The sequence below is a fragment of the Methanohalophilus halophilus genome (genome assembly GCF_001889405.1).
In the GTDB taxonomy this organism is placed as follows: Archaea; Halobacteriota; Methanosarcinia; order Methanosarcinales; family Methanosarcinaceae; genus Methanohalophilus; species Methanohalophilus halophilus.
This window is the reverse complement of record NZ_CP017921.1, coordinates 260549-277695: the sequence shown is the minus strand read 5'-3', so window position 1 is coordinate 277695 and position 17147 is coordinate 260549. Positions and strand designations below refer to the sequence as shown.

At 42.5% G+C, this 17147-nt stretch carries 17 protein-coding genes and 1 tRNA gene; 11 read left to right on the top strand and 7 right to left on the bottom strand.

Annotated elements, in window-relative coordinates; genetic code table 11:
• The first annotated feature begins 68 nt into the window (after window positions 1-68).
• Window positions 69-662, top strand: coding sequence for a GNAT family N-acetyltransferase (locus BHR79_RS01385; protein ID WP_072560505.1), 594 nt, complete (start codon window positions 69-71; stop codon window positions 660-662).
• Between the two features lie 5 nt (window positions 663-667).
• Here the strand turns inward: BHR79_RS01385 and BHR79_RS01380 are convergent, their stop codons facing one another.
• From BHR79_RS01380 to BHR79_RS01360, 5 genes are all read right to left on the bottom strand, one after another.
• A complete protein-coding gene (locus BHR79_RS01380; RefSeq protein WP_072560503.1) occupies window positions 668-3640 on the bottom strand; it encodes a nitric oxide reductase activation protein NorD in 2973 nt (990 codons plus the stop codon).
• 7 nt (window positions 3641-3647) lie between these two features.
• Complete coding sequence (locus BHR79_RS01375) at window positions 3648-4472, bottom strand: CbbQ/NirQ/NorQ/GpvN family protein (RefSeq protein WP_083432981.1); 825 nt, start codon at window positions 4470-4472, stop codon at window positions 3648-3650.
• An 82-nt stretch (window positions 4473-4554) separates the two neighbouring features.
• Window positions 4555-5064: a cupin domain-containing protein gene (locus BHR79_RS01370; RefSeq protein ID WP_072560499.1), complete on the bottom strand. Its 510-nt coding sequence runs from the start codon at window positions 5062-5064 to the stop codon at window positions 4555-4557.
• 381 nt (window positions 5065-5445) lie between these two features.
• Window positions 5446-5868 carry a phosphate-starvation-inducible PsiE family protein gene (locus tag BHR79_RS01365; protein ID WP_072560497.1) on the bottom strand — a complete coding sequence of 141 codons (423 nt, stop codon included), beginning with the start codon at window positions 5866-5868 and terminating at the stop codon, window positions 5446-5448.
• Window positions 5869-6178: 310 nt separating this feature from the next.
• Window positions 6179-6252, bottom strand: a tRNA-Thr gene (locus BHR79_RS01360).
• 91 nt (window positions 6253-6343) lie between these two features.
• Here BHR79_RS01360 and BHR79_RS01355 point away from each other — a divergent pair.
• The 8 genes from BHR79_RS01355 (at window position 6344) to hisC (ending at window position 13399) form a co-directional block, all read left to right on the top strand.
• Window positions 6344-6889 carry an aldolase gene (locus BHR79_RS01355; protein ID WP_322787690.1) on the top strand — a complete coding sequence of 182 codons (546 nt, stop codon included), beginning with the start codon at window positions 6344-6346 and terminating at the stop codon, window positions 6887-6889.
• Between the two features lie 45 nt (window positions 6890-6934).
• Window positions 6935-7546: a CDP-alcohol phosphatidyltransferase family protein gene (locus tag BHR79_RS01350; RefSeq protein WP_072560494.1), complete on the top strand. Its 612-nt coding sequence runs from the start codon at window positions 6935-6937 to the stop codon at window positions 7544-7546.
• A 44-nt stretch (window positions 7547-7590) separates the two neighbouring features.
• Complete coding sequence (locus tag BHR79_RS01345) at window positions 7591-8019, top strand: archease (protein WP_072560492.1); 429 nt, start codon at window positions 7591-7593, stop codon at window positions 8017-8019.
• Between the two features lie 17 nt (window positions 8020-8036).
• A complete protein-coding gene (locus BHR79_RS01340; RefSeq protein WP_072562249.1) occupies window positions 8037-9497 on the top strand; it encodes an RtcB family protein in 1461 nt (486 codons plus the stop codon).
• A gap of 198 nt (window positions 9498-9695) precedes the next feature.
• Window positions 9696-10169, top strand: coding sequence for a PUA domain-containing protein (locus BHR79_RS01335; RefSeq protein ID WP_072562248.1), 474 nt, complete (start codon window positions 9696-9698; stop codon window positions 10167-10169).
• 134 nt (window positions 10170-10303) lie between these two features.
• Window positions 10304-11149, top strand: a complete 846-nt coding sequence (locus BHR79_RS01330; RefSeq protein WP_072560490.1) for an acyltransferase — start codon at window positions 10304-10306, stop codon at window positions 11147-11149.
• 71 nt (window positions 11150-11220) lie between these two features.
• Window positions 11221-12327 (top strand): acetylornithine transaminase, encoded by a 1107-nt coding sequence (locus BHR79_RS01325; protein WP_234970387.1) that lies wholly within the window; start codon window positions 11221-11223, stop codon window positions 12325-12327.
• Complete coding sequence (gene hisC / locus BHR79_RS01320) at window positions 12314-13399, top strand: histidinol-phosphate transaminase (protein ID WP_072560486.1); 1086 nt, start codon at window positions 12314-12316, stop codon at window positions 13397-13399. The genes BHR79_RS01325 and hisC overlap by 14 nt, the downstream gene beginning before the upstream one ends.
• Here hisC and BHR79_RS01315 read toward each other — a convergent pair.
• Entirely contained in the window at window positions 13394-13756 is a 363-nt protein-coding gene (locus BHR79_RS01315; protein WP_072560484.1) for a dihydroneopterin aldolase family protein, read from the bottom strand. The two genes, hisC and BHR79_RS01315, sit on opposite strands and share 6 nt — an antisense overlap.
• Before the next feature lie 103 nt (window positions 13757-13859).
• Between BHR79_RS01315 and BHR79_RS01310 the strand changes: the two genes are divergently transcribed.
• Window positions 13860-14351, top strand: a complete 492-nt coding sequence (locus BHR79_RS01310) for a rubrerythrin family protein (protein WP_072560482.1) — start codon at window positions 13860-13862, stop codon at window positions 14349-14351.
• Window positions 14352-14581: 230 nt separating this feature from the next.
• The gene (locus BHR79_RS01305) at window positions 14582-15817 is read left to right on the top strand and encodes a M1 aminopeptidase family protein (protein ID WP_143743524.1); all 1236 of its coding nucleotides are present in this window, start codon (window positions 14582-14584) and stop codon (window positions 15815-15817) included.
• 7 nt (window positions 15818-15824) lie between these two features.
• On the opposite strand, the gene BHR79_RS01300 is transcribed toward BHR79_RS01305, so the two are convergent.
• On the bottom strand, window positions 15825-17051 hold the full coding sequence (locus tag BHR79_RS01300; protein ID WP_072560478.1) for an RNA-guided endonuclease InsQ/TnpB family protein: 1227 nt from the start codon (window positions 17049-17051) through the stop codon (window positions 15825-15827).
• Window positions 17052-17147 lie beyond the last annotated feature (96 nt).

Below are 17147 nucleotides of genomic sequence, written 5' to 3'. Positions count from 1 at the left end.
ACTTCAATTTTGCTTTTCCACCATAACATTTATACTTGCGACCTTCCTGATTTCCTTTAAGGTGTTTTATGCGTTCAGACGAAGAGAGGGACCTAGGCCGAGTGGCCTGTTGCAAGGAGGCCATCGATGCTTCCCGGGCAATCTATGACAGTTTCTCACTGCTGGATTATTTCCATGACTGCGAATTTGCAATGCATTCCCGCCGTTTTTCATGGGGAAGTGCTGTTGCTTATGCATATGATGCCAGGGATGCTATCTATATATTGCTTCTTTTTTCCCGCCAGCAGAACAGGGGGCACGGCCACAGATTGGTCAATTGCATCATTGAGCATGCCCGCCATAAGGGATACAGCCGTGTTTATGTGACTACCTCCTATAGATCTCCACACCATTACGCTGCTGGCCGGTTCTATGTATCGTGTGGTTTTTGCATGATTGGCTCGGATGAGGAACATATGTATTATGGACTGGATGTCAATGCAGCTCATGTGTCTGATTGCACTTACGATTATGCCAACCCTCCTGAACTGTTATACGGATTGTCAGACTACGCTTTGATATTAATTGCATTGTTGGCTGTATTTTTGAGACCGCAAAAAGATGAACCACAAGTTGTGAAGATGTTGAGGAAAATTATTTCTGAAAAAGAAAACCGTCTTTGAATTGATCAGGTCGTAAGCCTGTTATAGAGCATAGGAAGTTTTTCTGGAAGTGTAGTTGCATTATCAATGATGGTATATCCCACATCGGAAAATATTGAATGCATATAATCGCTTGCTTTTGAATCGACAGTTATACAGAAAAAGTGCATTCCAAGGGCTTTTCCTTCCTGAATTGCCATTTTCGTATCTTCAATTGCTACTTCTCCATCGTATTTCCCGTCGCCAACCCCAAAATCATATGGTTCCCCGTCAGACAATAATATCAAAAGTTTAATTTTCGCATCGATTCCTTTCAGCTTTGTTATGGAATGCCTGATTACAGGGCCCAGACGGGTGTTATCTGCAGGTTCCAGTGCATCGATTTTACATTCAATATTTTCTGAAAAAACTTCCCTGAAATCTTTTATGGTATAGTATTCCACATCATTTCTGGTATCGCCGGAAAAAGCATAGATTGCATATTTATCCCCAATGCTTTCCAGGGCCTCTACCATCAGTACAAGTGCCTCTTTTTCTACATCCAGTATGCTTTTGTTATTATCCAGTTTTTTGCTGGTGGATGCACTTATGTCAACAAGAAAAAGGGTGGCAACATCCCTCTCGCGCTTATCCCGGCGTATATAGAGGCGTTCAGTGGGATTTATACCACATTTTCTATCTGTGAAAGCTTCGGTAATCGCATCAAAATCGATTTCATCCCCCTCGTTTTGTCTTCTTAATTTACGAAAGGAAACCGGTTTCATCATCCTGAATATACGTTTTATTAGTGAAATTTCATGGATGTAGTTTTGTAGGGTGTCCCGATAAAAATCGGTCGGTCTACCCGCCGGACAGACTTCATAGACGGTACTCCATCTGGATTTGTAATCCCTCAACCTGCTGTCCCACTCATCGTAGGTAAAACTGCTAAGTACCTCCCATTTTTTTGCCAGGGCACACTTTGGTCCTGCCTGAGTGTTTTCTTGTGTAATCTCCTTTTCATCAAGTTCTAATTCTGTCAGGGGTATAAACCGTTCTAATGTTTTCCCTGTATCCCCATCTATCTCTTTTCCAGAATGTAACCCGGCCCCGACACCCCGGTACTCAAGGTTTTGCACGCTAGTATACTGTTGGGAATTTTCAGTAAGGTTATTTTTTTCAAGCATTTCGTATATTTCAAATGTAACTTCCAGAGAGTCAAGAGTGGAAGATTTTGGCTGGAAGATTCTCAAGTCCAGGAGAATCCTGGCTTTTTCCAGAAGAATTTTTAGGAATTCATCAACTACGAATGATGGCTCATGGCCCACAGATGATAAAAGAAAGGCTTCCATGAATTTTCCACTCCCATTTTGTGGTACTTTCCTGTTTTTGACCATCTTTTCCCTGACTTTTTCAAAATCCCGGCGCAGACCCCTGTAAACATGTGTTGTCATATATTCTATTCTGGCATCTTCTACAATTCCCATGATATCTGTTGCAATAGATGGTTCCGGAAACAGGCTGATTACATCTTGAAGACTGACCGTGTTTTCCCTGTCATCTACAGAACCAATAATTTTTTCCAGAGGTGTAGAATTAATGTTTATTGATGTTTTGTTTAATAGTGACAGGATTGCTTTTGTTGCATATTCTGTGGTGCCAAATTTCTGATGCCCTACTTCATGCATAACACTTAACTTGTAGATCATGAAGTTATCTTCAAAATCCCCGTACCCTTTCATTGTTGGTACAAGGTAGATGGTTTTTCCGGAAACTACAGGTTGTATGGAATTTACATGGTCTTTTGGCAGGAGATTCCTGGAACGGATGTTAAAATTTATTCCTGAGATGCCTAATGCATAATATGTCAGGACTTTGGTAACCCTTTTAAGAGCAACTCCGCTCATCAAATATTCTATGAATTCTCTGGAATTTCCCGATTTAAGGGAGAAATACAATCCTGCGCCAGCAGAATCATTTTCAAAAATCTCCAGGCCTTTCATTGCCCATTCTTCAAGTTCGGTTATTTCCAGGTCCTGAAGCAGGATGGGTGAATTGCGGAAATACTGTATTGCTATTTCCCGGTCTCTTTCAAATAATTTAATACCGGTGCTTACCCAGGGTTTTAGTTCTTCAGGATGGATATTGAGCAGGATTTCCCGAAGTTTTGAAAAATAAATTCCTGCAATCAATTGCTCTTTTTCCAGCAGGGATTGTGCATTATCAAAGATTAAATCATAGAATACAGGTTTTATTCTTTTCAGAGTGGTATAGGAATTATTGTAATATTCCCTGCCATAAAATGTACTTCTTTCCGCTATTTTCTCGCCGGTGCTGGTCCATTTTTTAAAATCATCCTTTGTAAGTTCTATGATAACAGGAGGGGCATTTTCAAAATAGCTTTGCACACACCTATGATTTGTAAGTGCAAGTTTGAAACCCTTTTCAAGCAAACAGTTTCTCTGTTTTCTGCTGGTTTTCCTCGTGTGATTTGCAAGTCCGGTGAATATTCCTTCAAAAAACAATTGCACAGCTTCTGGCCTTGTCGAGAAAAGTTGGCAACCTCTCTCGATCCAATCCAGTATCTCATCCAGCTCGAAATCATTTAGTAATCTGGATGTCTTTTGGATAAATATTATTGCGATATCCTCTTCCTTTTCGACCAGTTTTGATGCTGTAGTTTCCCATTTCTCAAAACCTGCTTTATCAAGACTGGCTATTGCAAGAGGAGCATCACTAAAGAAGACGAGGGATGTGCGGGGATATTTAGCAGCAAACCTTTGTGTTGCGAGAAGTAGTTGTAGACGTTGAGAGGGGGGAATTACCGGGAAGACTTTTTTTGTTTTCCGGATGAATTTGATGGCACATTTTGTTTCCTTTTCAGCTACAATATTTATCACTGATTGCCATAAATGAAAAATTTCTTCATCCATCAGGGGTATTAATTCTTTTTTTGCTCCCTCGTATGTATTTGCGACCCTCTTATTCCGGATTGCAATATTTTCCTTATCTGCAGGCAATAGTCCCTCACTCCACAATAGCGGATATTATTTCATCAATGCTTTTCTGGAGCTCATGATCATCAGTTATAGGCTTGATCATTGCCGCCCTGCAAGCCTCTTTTTGTTCAATGCCAGAGCGCATAAGCATGCCTGCATAGATTAAGAGGCGTGTACTGACTCCCTCTTCAAGCCCGTGTTGCTTGAAGTTCCTGATTTTCTGACCGATTTCCACAAGAGTCCGGGCGTCTTCCATATCAATTCCGCTCTCATGTGCCACGATTTCATACTCAATGTCTGCAGGCGGGTAATCGAAATCTATGGCAACAAATCTCTGCCGGGTGCTCTGTTTGAGGTCTTTCAAGACACTCTGGTAGCCAGGATTGTAGGAAATAGTTAACATGAACTCCGGAGGGGCATGAAGTATTATTCCCAGTTTATCAATTGGCATTACCCGCCTGTCGTCAGTGAGGGGGTGTATGACAACCCTTGTGTCCATCCTGGCTTCCACGAATTCATCCAGGTAACAGATGGCACCGTTTCTTACCGCTTTTGTAAGGGGTCCATCATTCCATTCGGTAGATTCGCCTTTTATGAGGAATCGCCCTATAAGGTCACTGGCTGTAAGGTCTTCATGGCAGGCTATTGTAATAAGTGGGCATTCTAATTTGTATGCCATATATTCCATGAACCGGGTTTTCCCGCAACCTGTAGGTCCTTTCAGGTTGACAGGCAGATTGTTTTCGTAAGCAGCGGTGAATATTTCAACTTCATCTTTTACAGGAACGTAATAAGGCTCTTCCCTGATGACGTATTCTTCAACAGGCTGCTCCTGGTAATTGATCTTTTTCATCGTGTCCATGTTTATGTCTGTATTCTCATTTATATGTAGGTAGTGGGAAGTTGAGTATGTTTATTTGATCATTTTAAGAATATTATTCTCTTGTCAATGATTCAATTAACTCCCTGTGATGGGGAAATCTTTCAAGTAATTCATCTTTCTTATGGAGTGCAAAGTCCTCAAATTCAAAACCCGGTGCGACCGTACATCCCACAAGTGAATAGTCATGTTTGGTACTGTCACACACTGTTGCACCAAAGACTGAACCTGCAGGGACAACACCCTGTGGTACTTCACCGTTTAATATGTCGTTTCCAAGATGGATCGATTCATAAACACCATCTGGAAGTATCATATGTATGTCAATAGGCGCCCCGCTGTAAAAATGCCAGATTTCTTCCTGTTTTATTGTGTGAAGTGCTGAAAATTCACCTTGCTTTAATAAAAAGTAGATTGCCGTGGAAAACACATGATCCAGAGTAAATCTGTCTGGTAGGTATTTGTGTTTGATCGTTTCTCCGGATCTGTAAGTTTCTTTAAAATACCCACCTTCGGGGTGTTCATTCATATCAAGATATTTTATGATTTCATCAGCGTTGGTCATGGTTATTTCCTGAATTGGTTTAATGTGCTTTAAGTCCTTGTTTTGGTGGATATTGAATTTTGACCAAAAGCACATCCATGAGTGGTTCCTCTTCCCAGAGTTTCAATCCTGCTCATGGGGGTAAATGTTATATTATAATTGTCGTGGCAATTAATTTTATGTTTTTCTTGCTTAAAGGCACCTTTGTCAGGTGGGTGTAATTGACATACAGTACTTAATTGTTAATGGTCCTTTCAAGAGAATCGTTTTAAGCAAAATGGCCACTCTTATTAGGTAAAGAAATTTAAAAACCTTCTTAGAATTTATTATTTGCTATTCTGTGAAACATTATATCAAAAGGCCTATACTTGTTAATGGACTGCAAATAACAAGGACAGAAGCTTATACTTTATCAGCAGGATATTTTATAACTAGAATTCTTATCAGGCCCAATACGAGTAGTAAGATTGATAAACTTAAAATAAATTCATATTGGATTCGATTTACATAAATTCCAGCTGCTAGTTCACGCATAACTATCAAAATAGTAGCATCCGTTATATAGACAATTCTGATTCGTTTATGCTCACGATAATCAACGAAAGTTTTGAAAAGGTCAATAAGAATAAAAATTGTAAGAACGCCAACAACTACGTCGATGAAATTTATATGGATGAAATTGCCGCCAAGAAGTTCATATATAATATATCCGACATTATATATAATTTTTAGTAACCCAACAATTATTGCTACTATTAGTATATAAAGGACGGAAAAAGTAACATACTTTATAACTGTATCAAATATTTCATCATGATTGATCATGTTTACCCTTTCTACTCCCAAATTAGACTATTAGTAATTGGAATAGCATCGATATAACATGTTTGCTTTAAAATATCGATGTTAATTATTAAGAGAAAGAAAAGGTGGCTTTGTAAAAATCCTCAATATAATTATTTCTAAAGAAATATAGCCATCAATATTGAATTAGTAATTTGGATTAGCCTTTTAAACTAAGGCAGTTTTCACTTGTCTTTTATGATTCTAAAATGCTATACTTAATATCTTCTTTTATTTGGATAAATAAACAAAAAAACATATGAAAACATTAGGATTCATACTGGGAGTAGAAAGCCCCGGGCGTGATTTGAACACGCGACCTAGTGATTACAAGTCACTCGCTCTGCCAGGCTGAGCCACCGAGGCGCTTATGGTATCGAATGCAACCCATAGATAGCATAATGGCACATAAATTTTATGGCTGGTTGGACTATATCTAACACTTATGTGGCAGGAAATGGCAAGAATCGGGAAAAAACTCGTGGATCACGGGCTGGTTGAGTCTCATTTTGGAAATATAAGTGTACGTCGGGGCAACAGCATGGTGATAACCCGCAGCGGATGCCCGCTGGATGAGATTTGTGAGGAAAATGTGGTGGAGGTGCCCATTCAGACCACCTGCGAATTTGACAGTCTTGCGTCTTCGGAAACCCGGGTGCATCGGCGTATCTATCAGGAGACTGATGCCGGATGCATCGTGCACGGGCACTGCCCCTTTGCCGTAGTCATGTCACTGCTGGATGAATCAGGTAGTATCGAACCACTGGATAGTGAAGGTGTATGTTTCCTCGGGCCGGTTCCGGTTGTGGAAGGGGCTATCGGCAGTGAAGAACTCGCCGCAAACTCCGCTGCGGCCCTGACAGAATGCGACGGGCTTATCGTCAAAAGCCACGGCACCATCTCTACAGGAAAAACCCTGGATCATGCCTACATCAATACCACACAGATCGAGCACACCTGCAAGATACGCTATTACTACGATCTTGCTAAAAGTTCGTTGTGAAAGTAAAAGATTAAATCATGGAAGGACAACTAAGGGGATTATACAATGACCCTGGACCGCTTCAGGCCTGTTTTTGCAGGCCCCATATCAAGACTCGCAAAGATATTTGCAGACACGGGCATAACCCCCAACCAGGTAACACTTGCTTCCCTGCTTTTTTCCGCAGCCGCAGGATTGTGCTATGCCCTGGGGGCGGCCAACATTTTTCTGATAGGTGCGGCACTCATATTTGTGGTCCTCAACTCCCTGTTTGATGCGCTGGACGGCAGCATGGCCCGCTATCTTCTCACAAACGACAAAGCCGGTGATTTCCTTGACCATGTGGTCGATCGCTATGCAGATGTCTTTATCGTCGGGGGCCTGATCTTCGGTGAATATGCAGGCTGGGGTATCGGCCTGTTCACAATGGTGGGCATTCTTCTCACAAGTTATCTCGGTACCCAAGCCCAGGCATTATCCATAGGTCGTTTCTACGGTGGAATTATGGGCAGGGCGGACCGTCTTGTACTGATCATGGCCGCATCGCTGTTACACATAATCTATCCGCAGGCTATATTTGGTTACACCCTGCTTGGTTGGTCCCTTATCCTTATGGGCATTGCTTCCCATGTAACTGCCCTGCAACGTATACGATTTATTCGCACACGTCTGGGCTGAAACAGACGCATGATTTAAATTACTCCCTGTAATTGGTTGTCCTAATGAAAAAATACGAATATATCGAACATACCGCAGATGCGAGGTTCAAAGCCTTTGGTAGAACCGCAGAAGAAGCCTTCGCAAATGCTGCCGAGGCTATGTTCAATGTTATGATCGATACTTCTGACATTAATCCACAGATTACTGAGTATATTGAATTACAGGCACCTGATATGGAAAACCTCCTTGTGGACTGGCTTTCTGAACTACTTTACCTCTTTGAAGTTAATATGGTTGTGTTCAGTAGCTTTGAAGTGTTTGCTATTGAAAAGGAAGGTGATGAATACCTACTTTCAGCAAAAGCAGAGGGGGAGCCCCTGAATCTTGAAAAGCACGTATTTGACACCGAAGTTAAAGCGGTAACATATAATGACCTTGGTGTACAAATTACATCACAAGGAGTTACGGTACGTATTACAGTGGATACATGAAAAGGGGATTTGATAGGATGGATACAGAAGGACCTGAAATAGAAGGACTTGAACGGATAGATAATGATATATGGCAAGTTCCCATCGGCTACAAACCCGGGATGAGGGTACCGGGCAGGATATATCTTTCAGATAAATTGTTCACCAATCTGGAAAAGGAAGCAGTTGACCAAGTAGCCAATGTGGCCACCCTGCCAGGAATACAGAAATTCTCAATGGCAATGCCCGATGCCCATGTAGGATATGGTTTCCCCATAGGGGGAGTTGCCGCTTTTGATGCCGAGGAAGGTGTCATCAGTCCCGGAGGCGTGGGATTTGACATCAATTGCGGTGTACGCCTGATCAGGTCCAACCTGGAAAAATCCGATGTGGACGGTAAAGTCAATGACTTGCTGGATTCCCTTTTCAAGGCTGTACCTTCGGGTGTGGGTTCCAAAAGCCGCATACGTGCATCGGAAAGTGAACTTGAAGCCATATTCACTAATGGCTCCCGCTGGGCTGTGGAGCAGGGTTATGGTGTAGAAGCTGATCTTACCCACTGTGAAGGTGAAGGGTGCATTGAAGGAAGCGACCCTGCACAGGTTAGTGCCAAAGCCCACAAAAGAGGCAGGCCACAGCTTGGAACCCTGGGAAGCGGCAATCATTTCCTGGAATTGCAGTATGTGGATGAGATATATGATCCGGTCGCAGCTGAAGCCTTTAATCTCAAACAGGGCCAGCTTACTTTCATGGTCCATTGTGGATCGCGAGGTGCGGGTCATCAGGTATGCACCGACCACTTGCGCAATCTCACCCGTGCAGTGGAAAAATACAAAATCGATCTGCCTGACAAGCAGCTTGCCTGTGCACCGGCACAATCAGAAGAAGCACAGGCTTATTTCGGTGCAATGGCCTCAGCAGCCAACTATGCCTGGACCAATCGTCAGATCATAATGCACCACTGTCGCGAAGTTTTTGAACAACAAATGAATATGGATGTGGATGAATTGGGTTTGGATCTGGTCTATGATGTAGCCCACAACGTCGCCAAACTGGAAGAACATGATGTAAACGGTGGAAAAAAACAGGTCTATGTACATCGCAAGGGTGCCACCCGTGCTTTCCCTGCAGGCCATCCCGATGTCCCTCAGGCTTATAGGGATGTAGGTCAGCCGGTGCTTATTCCCGGCAGTATGGGCACCCCCTCCTATGTGCTCTGCGGTAAGCAGTCAGCAATGGATGTATCCTTTGGAAGCGCCTGTCATGGTGCTGGCAGGGTAATGAGTCGCTCCGGTGCGAAACACACTTTCAGGGGAGAAGAGATCCAAAAAGACCTCAGTGGTCAGGGCATTTCTGTCAAGGCAGCCCACCCTTCGGTCATTGCCGAAGAAGCACCTGGAGTTTACAAATCCAGCAGTGAGGTTGTGGATGTTGTACACAGGCTTGGTATTGCAGGTAAGGTCGCAAAACTCATGCCTCTGGGTGTTGTAAAAGGTTAAGATTGAGAGAATATGAGGAAGGGAACACATTGTTTGAGGGGATGAATGGTTTTGCTTGGTTACAGTAATTCTGTATTAAACCATATGACAGGTTCCGCTTCCTCACCTTCCAATGGGTGACTATAATATTTAAAATGTTTGATTAATCCCCATGTATTCACCGCTACTCATTTAATGTCCTAATGCTTTTTTATGGCTATGACAAAAGAGGAATCACGTATTAAACAGGTCCGCACCATGGCTGATTACCAGTTTGGGAAGGGATGTGGGAACATTCTCTTTTCCGGTGAAATCACATTTAAGTTATCCCGTACAAAAAGGATCAGGCAGGTATTTTCCGAAGGAAAACGTATGGCCACAGTACGTGCAAGGGACGGGATGTTCACTTTGAGTATTGAGGGGGCCTCATTGATTCATTCCCATCTTCCAATACCAGGCTATCGCGTGATGATGTGTGACGATGCAATTCCCTTTGTCTCAAAAGGGAAAACTGCCTTTGCCAAGCATGTGGAAAACATAGACCCTGATCTGAGGGCTGGAGATGAAGTTTTGCTTGTGGATAAACAGGACAATCTTATTGCTACAGGGCAGTTATTACTTGCTCCTGAAGAAGTTCTTGCCATGGACAACGGCCCGGCTGTTGATGTCAGGGTTGGGGTGGATAGCAGCTGAAATGGACGTCGCAATCAAAATCTAAATATATATTCAACAAATAACTATGCAAGTTATATTGTACTTCCTCAGAAGGTGAAACTATCGAAGAAGACCAGCTCCTGAAAACCTTTGTAATTCCTCCAAATACCAAAATGGAAGAACATAATATTGTTCTGGATGAGGATATTATAGTAGGAAACCATTCCGATATACGCTACGGTATAATTGCTGATTCGGTGATAATCGGAGAAAGGGTATCTGTATCAGGTGATGTACTTGCCAGGTCTGATATTCGTATAGACATCTGGTCAAAAATCGGTGGCAATGTGCGCTGTGGCGAAAATGGCTATATTGGCGAGTTTGTGAATATAGATGGCAAACTTTTCGTTAATGGAGATCTTGATGTTGGTAATGATGTGAAGATCAACAGAGGGTTTGAAGCTCATGGCTGGATAGTTGTTCGTAATCCTGTGCCTGTAATCACTTATATTTTCCTATATATCTCCGAACTTTTACGTATGGGTAAGGGTGAAGAAGTAGAGAAGGCTATGAGTGAATTCTTTGAAGAGGAAGCAAAAGAGATCAGTTATGGCGCTATGGTAGTTCCCAACGGGTCTCGCATATCTGCAGACTCTATAAGGGTACCAGGGGCGGCCACCATAGGAGATAGCTGCAGGCTCGTAGGCAATATAAGGGCTGAATCTTTGAAAATGGGCGGTGCTACTACTTTGTATGGAAGTATCCGGACAGCCAGTGATATTGAGATCGGTGAAAATAATGCTATTCATGGTAACATTGTCTCCCGTGGCAGGGTTGTAGTGGGTAAAGGTACCCATATACTGGGAGAGATCAATGCTTATTCTATCCGGATTCATGAGGATTCAAGGGTTGATGGTGTGATGCGAGCCACCGGCGGCACCACATTCATACGTGAAAAAGACGAGGTCTCCCGGAGCAGGGAACTGATAAAACTGGACATAGCAGACCAACCACAATAAAAAGGTGTTCTTTTTTGAGTGAAACTACTGAGATTTATAACTCTATTGTAGAGAAAGATTCAAAATACGTTATGCAAAACTACGGTCGTTATCCTATCGCACTGGATAAAGGAGCAGGTGCTCTTGTGTGGGATACTGCCGGCAAACAGTATATCGATTGCGTGGCAGGAATAGCCGTAAACAATGTGGGACATTGTCACCCTAAAGTTGTTAAAGCAATACAGGAGCAGGCAAGCAAACTCATCCATGTATCCAATCTCTATTATACTGATGTACAGGCCGACCTTGCAGAAAAGTTGTCACAGGTTACCGGCATGGATCGCCTGTTCTTCTGCAATTCGGGTACCGAGGCCGTAGAAGCTGCCATGAAACTGGCCCGGGCCCATTCTGGGAAAAAGAATTTCGTGGCTGCAGAAGGCTCATTCCACGGCAGGACAATGGGTGCCCTTGCAGTAACTTCCAAAGAGGCCTACAGGAAACCCTTTGAACCCCTTCCCGGCAGGGTTGATTTTGTACCTTATGATAATTCCCCGGCAATTGCAAATACTATTGATTCGGATACAGCAGCGGTAATTGTGGAGCCCATCCAGGGTGAGGGTGGTGTCAATGTTCCTTCCTCAAATTACCTTAAAGAGGTCAGGGAAATCTGTGATGAGACCGATACCCTCTTGATATTCGATGAGGTGCAGACTGGTTTCGGGCGTACTGGCAAGTGGTTCTGCAAGGATTATTTCAATGTGACCCCGGACATAATGACAATGGCCAAAGCACTGGGGGGTGGATTCCCCATGGGCGCCATTGCAAGCAGGGAAGGTATTGTTTTCCAGAAGGGCCAGCATGCAGCAACCTTTGGCGGAGGTCCTCTTGCCTCTGCAGCAGCCCTGGCATCCATCAATGCAATTGAAAAAGAAGGACTCTTAGAACGCTCCCGTATTATGGGCGAGTATTTCGTGAAGAAACTGGAGGGTTTAAACCGTGAGGATTTCTTGGAAATCCGGGGTAAAGGATTGATGATGGGCGTACGTATGGAGGACTCATGTGCGGAAATGGTAACTGCGGGCCTTGAGAAAGGTGTACTGCTCAATTGCACAGCAGGTAACATCCTGCGTATGGTGCCTCCCCTTGTCATAACCGAAGAACAGGTAGATTCGGTGGTGGATATAATTGGCAATTTATGAACTGGTAAAACCTGAGATCAGGTCGATAGCTCCCTATGTGCCGGGCAAATCGATTGCCGAGATCGCTGAAAAATATAATCTGGAACCTGATTCGATTATCAAACTCGGCTCAAATGAAAATCCCCTGGGTCCTTCTCCGGCAGCAGTCAGTGCCCTGCAGGAAGCTGCCGGTAATGTGAATATTTATCCTTCAGCGGATGCTAGGGAACTTGTGGATGCGGTCTCCGCTTATGTTGGTATGCCCCGGGACAATGTAGTGGCATCCGGTCCGGGTATGGATGGTTTGCTTGACGGCCTGATGAGAATGCTCATATCTGCAGATTCTGAAGTTGTGATTACAACTCCCACTTTTTCGTATTACGAGATTTCTGCAACTGCATGTGGTGCCACACCGGTATTTGTGAAACGGAACGAAAAATTTGACGTGGATATTGACAGGGTCATTGCTGCTGTAACTGAGAATACAAAAGTAGTCTTCATTTGTTCCCCAAACAACCCCACGGGCAATATCACTGCTGAAAAGGAACTGCGCAGATTGCTGGATTCGGTTGGGTGCCTGGTTTTTGTGGACGAGGCTTATGTGGAATTTGCAGGCTCAGATATTGTATCTCTTGTAGGGGAATATGATAATCTTATTGTTGGAAGGACCTTTTCCAAAGCCTTCGGGCTTGCAGGTTTAAGACTTGGCTACGGTATAATGCCTGCCTGGCTTAAGGTCGAATATATGAAAGCTGCTACTCCCTTCAATGTAAGTGCACCGGCTGTTGCAGCAGGTATTGCTGCCCTTTCGAACAAAGAGCATCTGGAGGCCAGCCAACAGATGGTAATCGAGGGTCGTAAATATTTGCAGGCAAATCTGCCTTTCAAAGTATATGAGTCACAGGCTAATTTTATACTTGTGGATGTTGCCCCCTATGGTGCAAAGGATGTATGCGACCACCTGTTGCGCAGGGGAGTAATTGTCAGGGATTGCACTTCTTTCCGTGATGCAGGAAATTCCTTTATCAGGGTCACTGTGGGCACAAGAAAGCAAAATGAAAGAGTTGTGGAAGGCTTTTCGACCTATTTATGAGAGGCTTTCAATTTCATTTATTTCCATAAGTGGGTAATCCAGTTCTCTATTGTATGTCATAGATGCCCGGATTCTGGTATCTCCGTGAATTACTTTCAGCCCTACGGTCAACATTTTCCCTTCAAGTTCGCAGTATCCGAATTCACCATTTAATTTTTCGGATATCATGTCCCTGTTTATAGTTACGTTGATCTCTTCAACAAAAGGCTGTACAGAAATGCTTTCAGCAATGGCTTTTTCCAGGCTTTCCACATTTTCCAGGTTAAGTGGTGAACCCGTGAACTGGTGATAGAGGGCTCCCAGTTTGATCCCTGCCTCAAAAGCGGCCATCTGCGTATCATCAGGTCTCTTTTCCATGATTAGTGGGATGGCAGGGTGCTATTTATATTTGTGGATGAGGCACATTTTTACATAGTATCAGGTCTAAGGTGGTACGGTTACAAAATAAGGAGTATATTCTATGAGTACGCTTGAAAACCTTGAAGGAGCATTTGCCGGTGAATCCATGGCAAACAGGAAGTATCTGGCCTTTGCAAAAAAAGCTGATGAAGAAGGCTATCCTCAAATAGCAAAACTGTTCAGGGCCGCCGCAGAAGCTGAGACTATTCATGCCCACAATCACCTCGGCATAATGAATGGCATAAAAAGCACAAAGGAAAACCTCAATGAGGCCATTGAAGGGGAAACCTATGAGTTTGAGGAAATGTATCCAGAATTCATAAAACAAGCAAAAGAGGAAGGTAACGGTAAGGCTGTCTGGAGTTTTGATGTGGCCAACCAGGTAGAAGCAATTCATGCCGAACTCTACAAAAAAGCCCTTGATAATGTAGGCAACAATGAAGAGGTTGAGTATTACGTATGTGAAGTTTGTGGCAATACTGTAGAAAATGGTGCACCGGATGTATGTCCAATTTGTGGTGCCCCAGCTTCTAAGTTCAAGAAAATTGATTAAAGTGTTCTGTTGATTAGGGCATATTCTCTTATTTTTTATTTATTGCTGATACCTGTTGGTTTAGATTTTACATTTTTATTTGTGTTAATTAATATACGGCTTTTTATGTACATTAATTGTATATTCATTGCCATATTTATTATCCCTATGGTCATGGAACATTACGGGTAATGGAATCTGGACATTATTCTTTTATCAGCATTGTATTTTGTTCTATTATTGCGCTAGTTTTGTTTTTTGTGCTGGCAACTTCTACGGCTTGCGCTGAATGGGAACAGAATGAAGTGGAAGTGAATTCTGTATATGAAGTCGGCCCAGAAGTTGTCCATGTCACAAAAGAGATCACTTTTACCAATAAGGATGCAAATACTCGTTACTGGCAGGGATTTTACTCTTCATTGAATTATCCTCTTTTTCAGGATCATTCGAATCTAAGTTCCTATGATGATTCTTCTGAAGTGAGGCTCAAAAGAGCTGAAAATGGTGGCAACTATTACATGTTCGCATTCAATGAGAATGTCTGGTATGGGGATAGTTACACTTTCACACTGGAATATGATGTCCAGACGGATCCTATCTATGCTACTTTCACAATAGGGGAACAATCAGATTCTGGAAATGTAAAACTCATTGTTCCTGATAACTATGAGGCATGCCTGGCAGATGTGAGTTATGCAAAAGAAAATCTAAATGATCGTGTAGTTTATACGTTTGGAAATGAAAGTTTCCAGGAATTTCCTTTGCGGATTGATTGTGTAAAAACAGTGGACCGCGTGGTTGCCAGTGAGGTTATTTCCCTGGGAGGCAGGAATGTCAACATCAGTGTTGAATACCGAAAAGGAAATGATGAATGGGCACAGGAGGTGCTGGACAAAACAGTTACATATCTTCCCTTGCTGGAGGATGTCTGGGGGGTCCCTTTTCCGGGCAATTCAGATCTCATAATAAGGGAATCTTCAGTCGCAGAAACAAAGGGTTACCATGGTTTCAATTATGGGAATGGTACAATATCCCTTTTACACTCAGCAGGGGATCGTGTGCTGATACATGAACTTTCCCACAGCTGGACCCATGCATGCAATTTTGAGCAACTCTGGATGCATGAAGGTTATGCCAACCTTTATACTTTCCTGGTATTAAAACAAATAAATCCGAAAAAGGCCCTGGCTATGAAATCCGAACTTGAGGAGGATTATGACAAAAAAGAACAACATTTTGCACAGGCTCTTGATGGCTGGTCTATTCCGGATGAATATAGCACTTCCGGTTCAGAAATGATTGGCTATGGTTACAGTAAATCTTTTGTTTTCGTATCGGATATTTATGAAAAAGTTGGCTTTGAAAGAATGCAAATTGCCAACAGGAAGTTGCTGGCCTCCGGTAATGTGGATACTTCTGATCATATTTCAATAATTGAATCGATTTCAGGCAAAGATTTCGATCAAATGTATTCTAATTTTGTCTGATAAGTTGTTAGGGTAAAAACTGACATACTTCCCATGCATATTGTATGGGTGTTTTATGGTTGGCTTTGCGGGTCCTTTTGAGGTTCCTTGCCAGGGCCATTCGAGGGGCATCAGTGCTCCCTTTCACTGCATCTCTTTCTGCAGTGAATTGACCTATGCTATTTTTCTTCAATGCGATATTAAAGGAAGCATTGACATCAGCATGGTCAACATGTCCACAATGTGGGCATTCAAAATTTTTACTGTGGCGCTTGCCTGTAAGTCCACAAAGGCTGCAATTCTTGCTCGTTGAATGTGGATCAATATAGGCAATTTTTACTCCATGCAGCCTGGCCTTATATTCTATGAATTGCTGTAATTGATGGAAGGACCAGCTGTTCAGGGAGTATTCTTTAGTAATCCTGGGTTTTTTCTTATTGCCACTCAGGTTTTCCAGTTTAATGCCACTATTATTTCTGATTGCAATATCCACGATCTTGTGACTGATCTTGTGGTTCATGTCCTTTATCTTTCGCTTTTCACGAACTTTGAGTGCTTTGAGTTTCTTGAATTTACCCTTTTTTTCAACTTGTCTTTTCATATTTTCATATTTCTTGTGTGTGTGCATCCGGTTTTTACCGAATTTCCACACTTTTCCTGTTTCAGGATGGGCTACCACTGCAATATGTCCACGGGTGTTGCGATCCACGCCTATGTAGGAATCAGGGTATTCCGTTTCTTTTTCGGGGTAAACAATCGCGATATGGGCAAATTCATTGTCTACTTCAATCTGGGTAATTCTTTTGAAACTATTATCAAAGTGGTATTCCAGTTTGAATTTAATGGATGGTATCCAAAGGACCTTTTGCTTTTTATCTAGTTTTATGCCCTGTTCTGGTATCACCAGTTTGACATTTTTTACATTCTTCATCCCTTTATTTTTCGAATATTTTTTCAGTATCTGGTTGGAAATAATGGATTTTAGGCCAATGTGTTTCACGTCATCATAGGTCATAATCGGTTTATTTCCAGTTTTGGAAAAAGATTGGGGATGGGTCAAAGAAGGAATAGGGGTAAAAAAGAGGGGTTCTTGAGAAGTTAGAGGGAAGGAAGGTATAGAATTTTCATTTTGCACGGGAGATGAAGCATTTCGGGAGGAAATCTGATCCCTGATGCATAATTCGGCAATTTTGCGGGCTTTCCGAATCTCTTCTGAAAAGTCCTTTTTGTGTCGGATTTTATATGTAAGTAGCATTCAGTACCTTTTCCCTTTTAATGGATGGATGTCTTCTTGCTCCCTATCTATTTATTAGTAAGCCTTATATGCATATATAATTTTTGTAATATATAT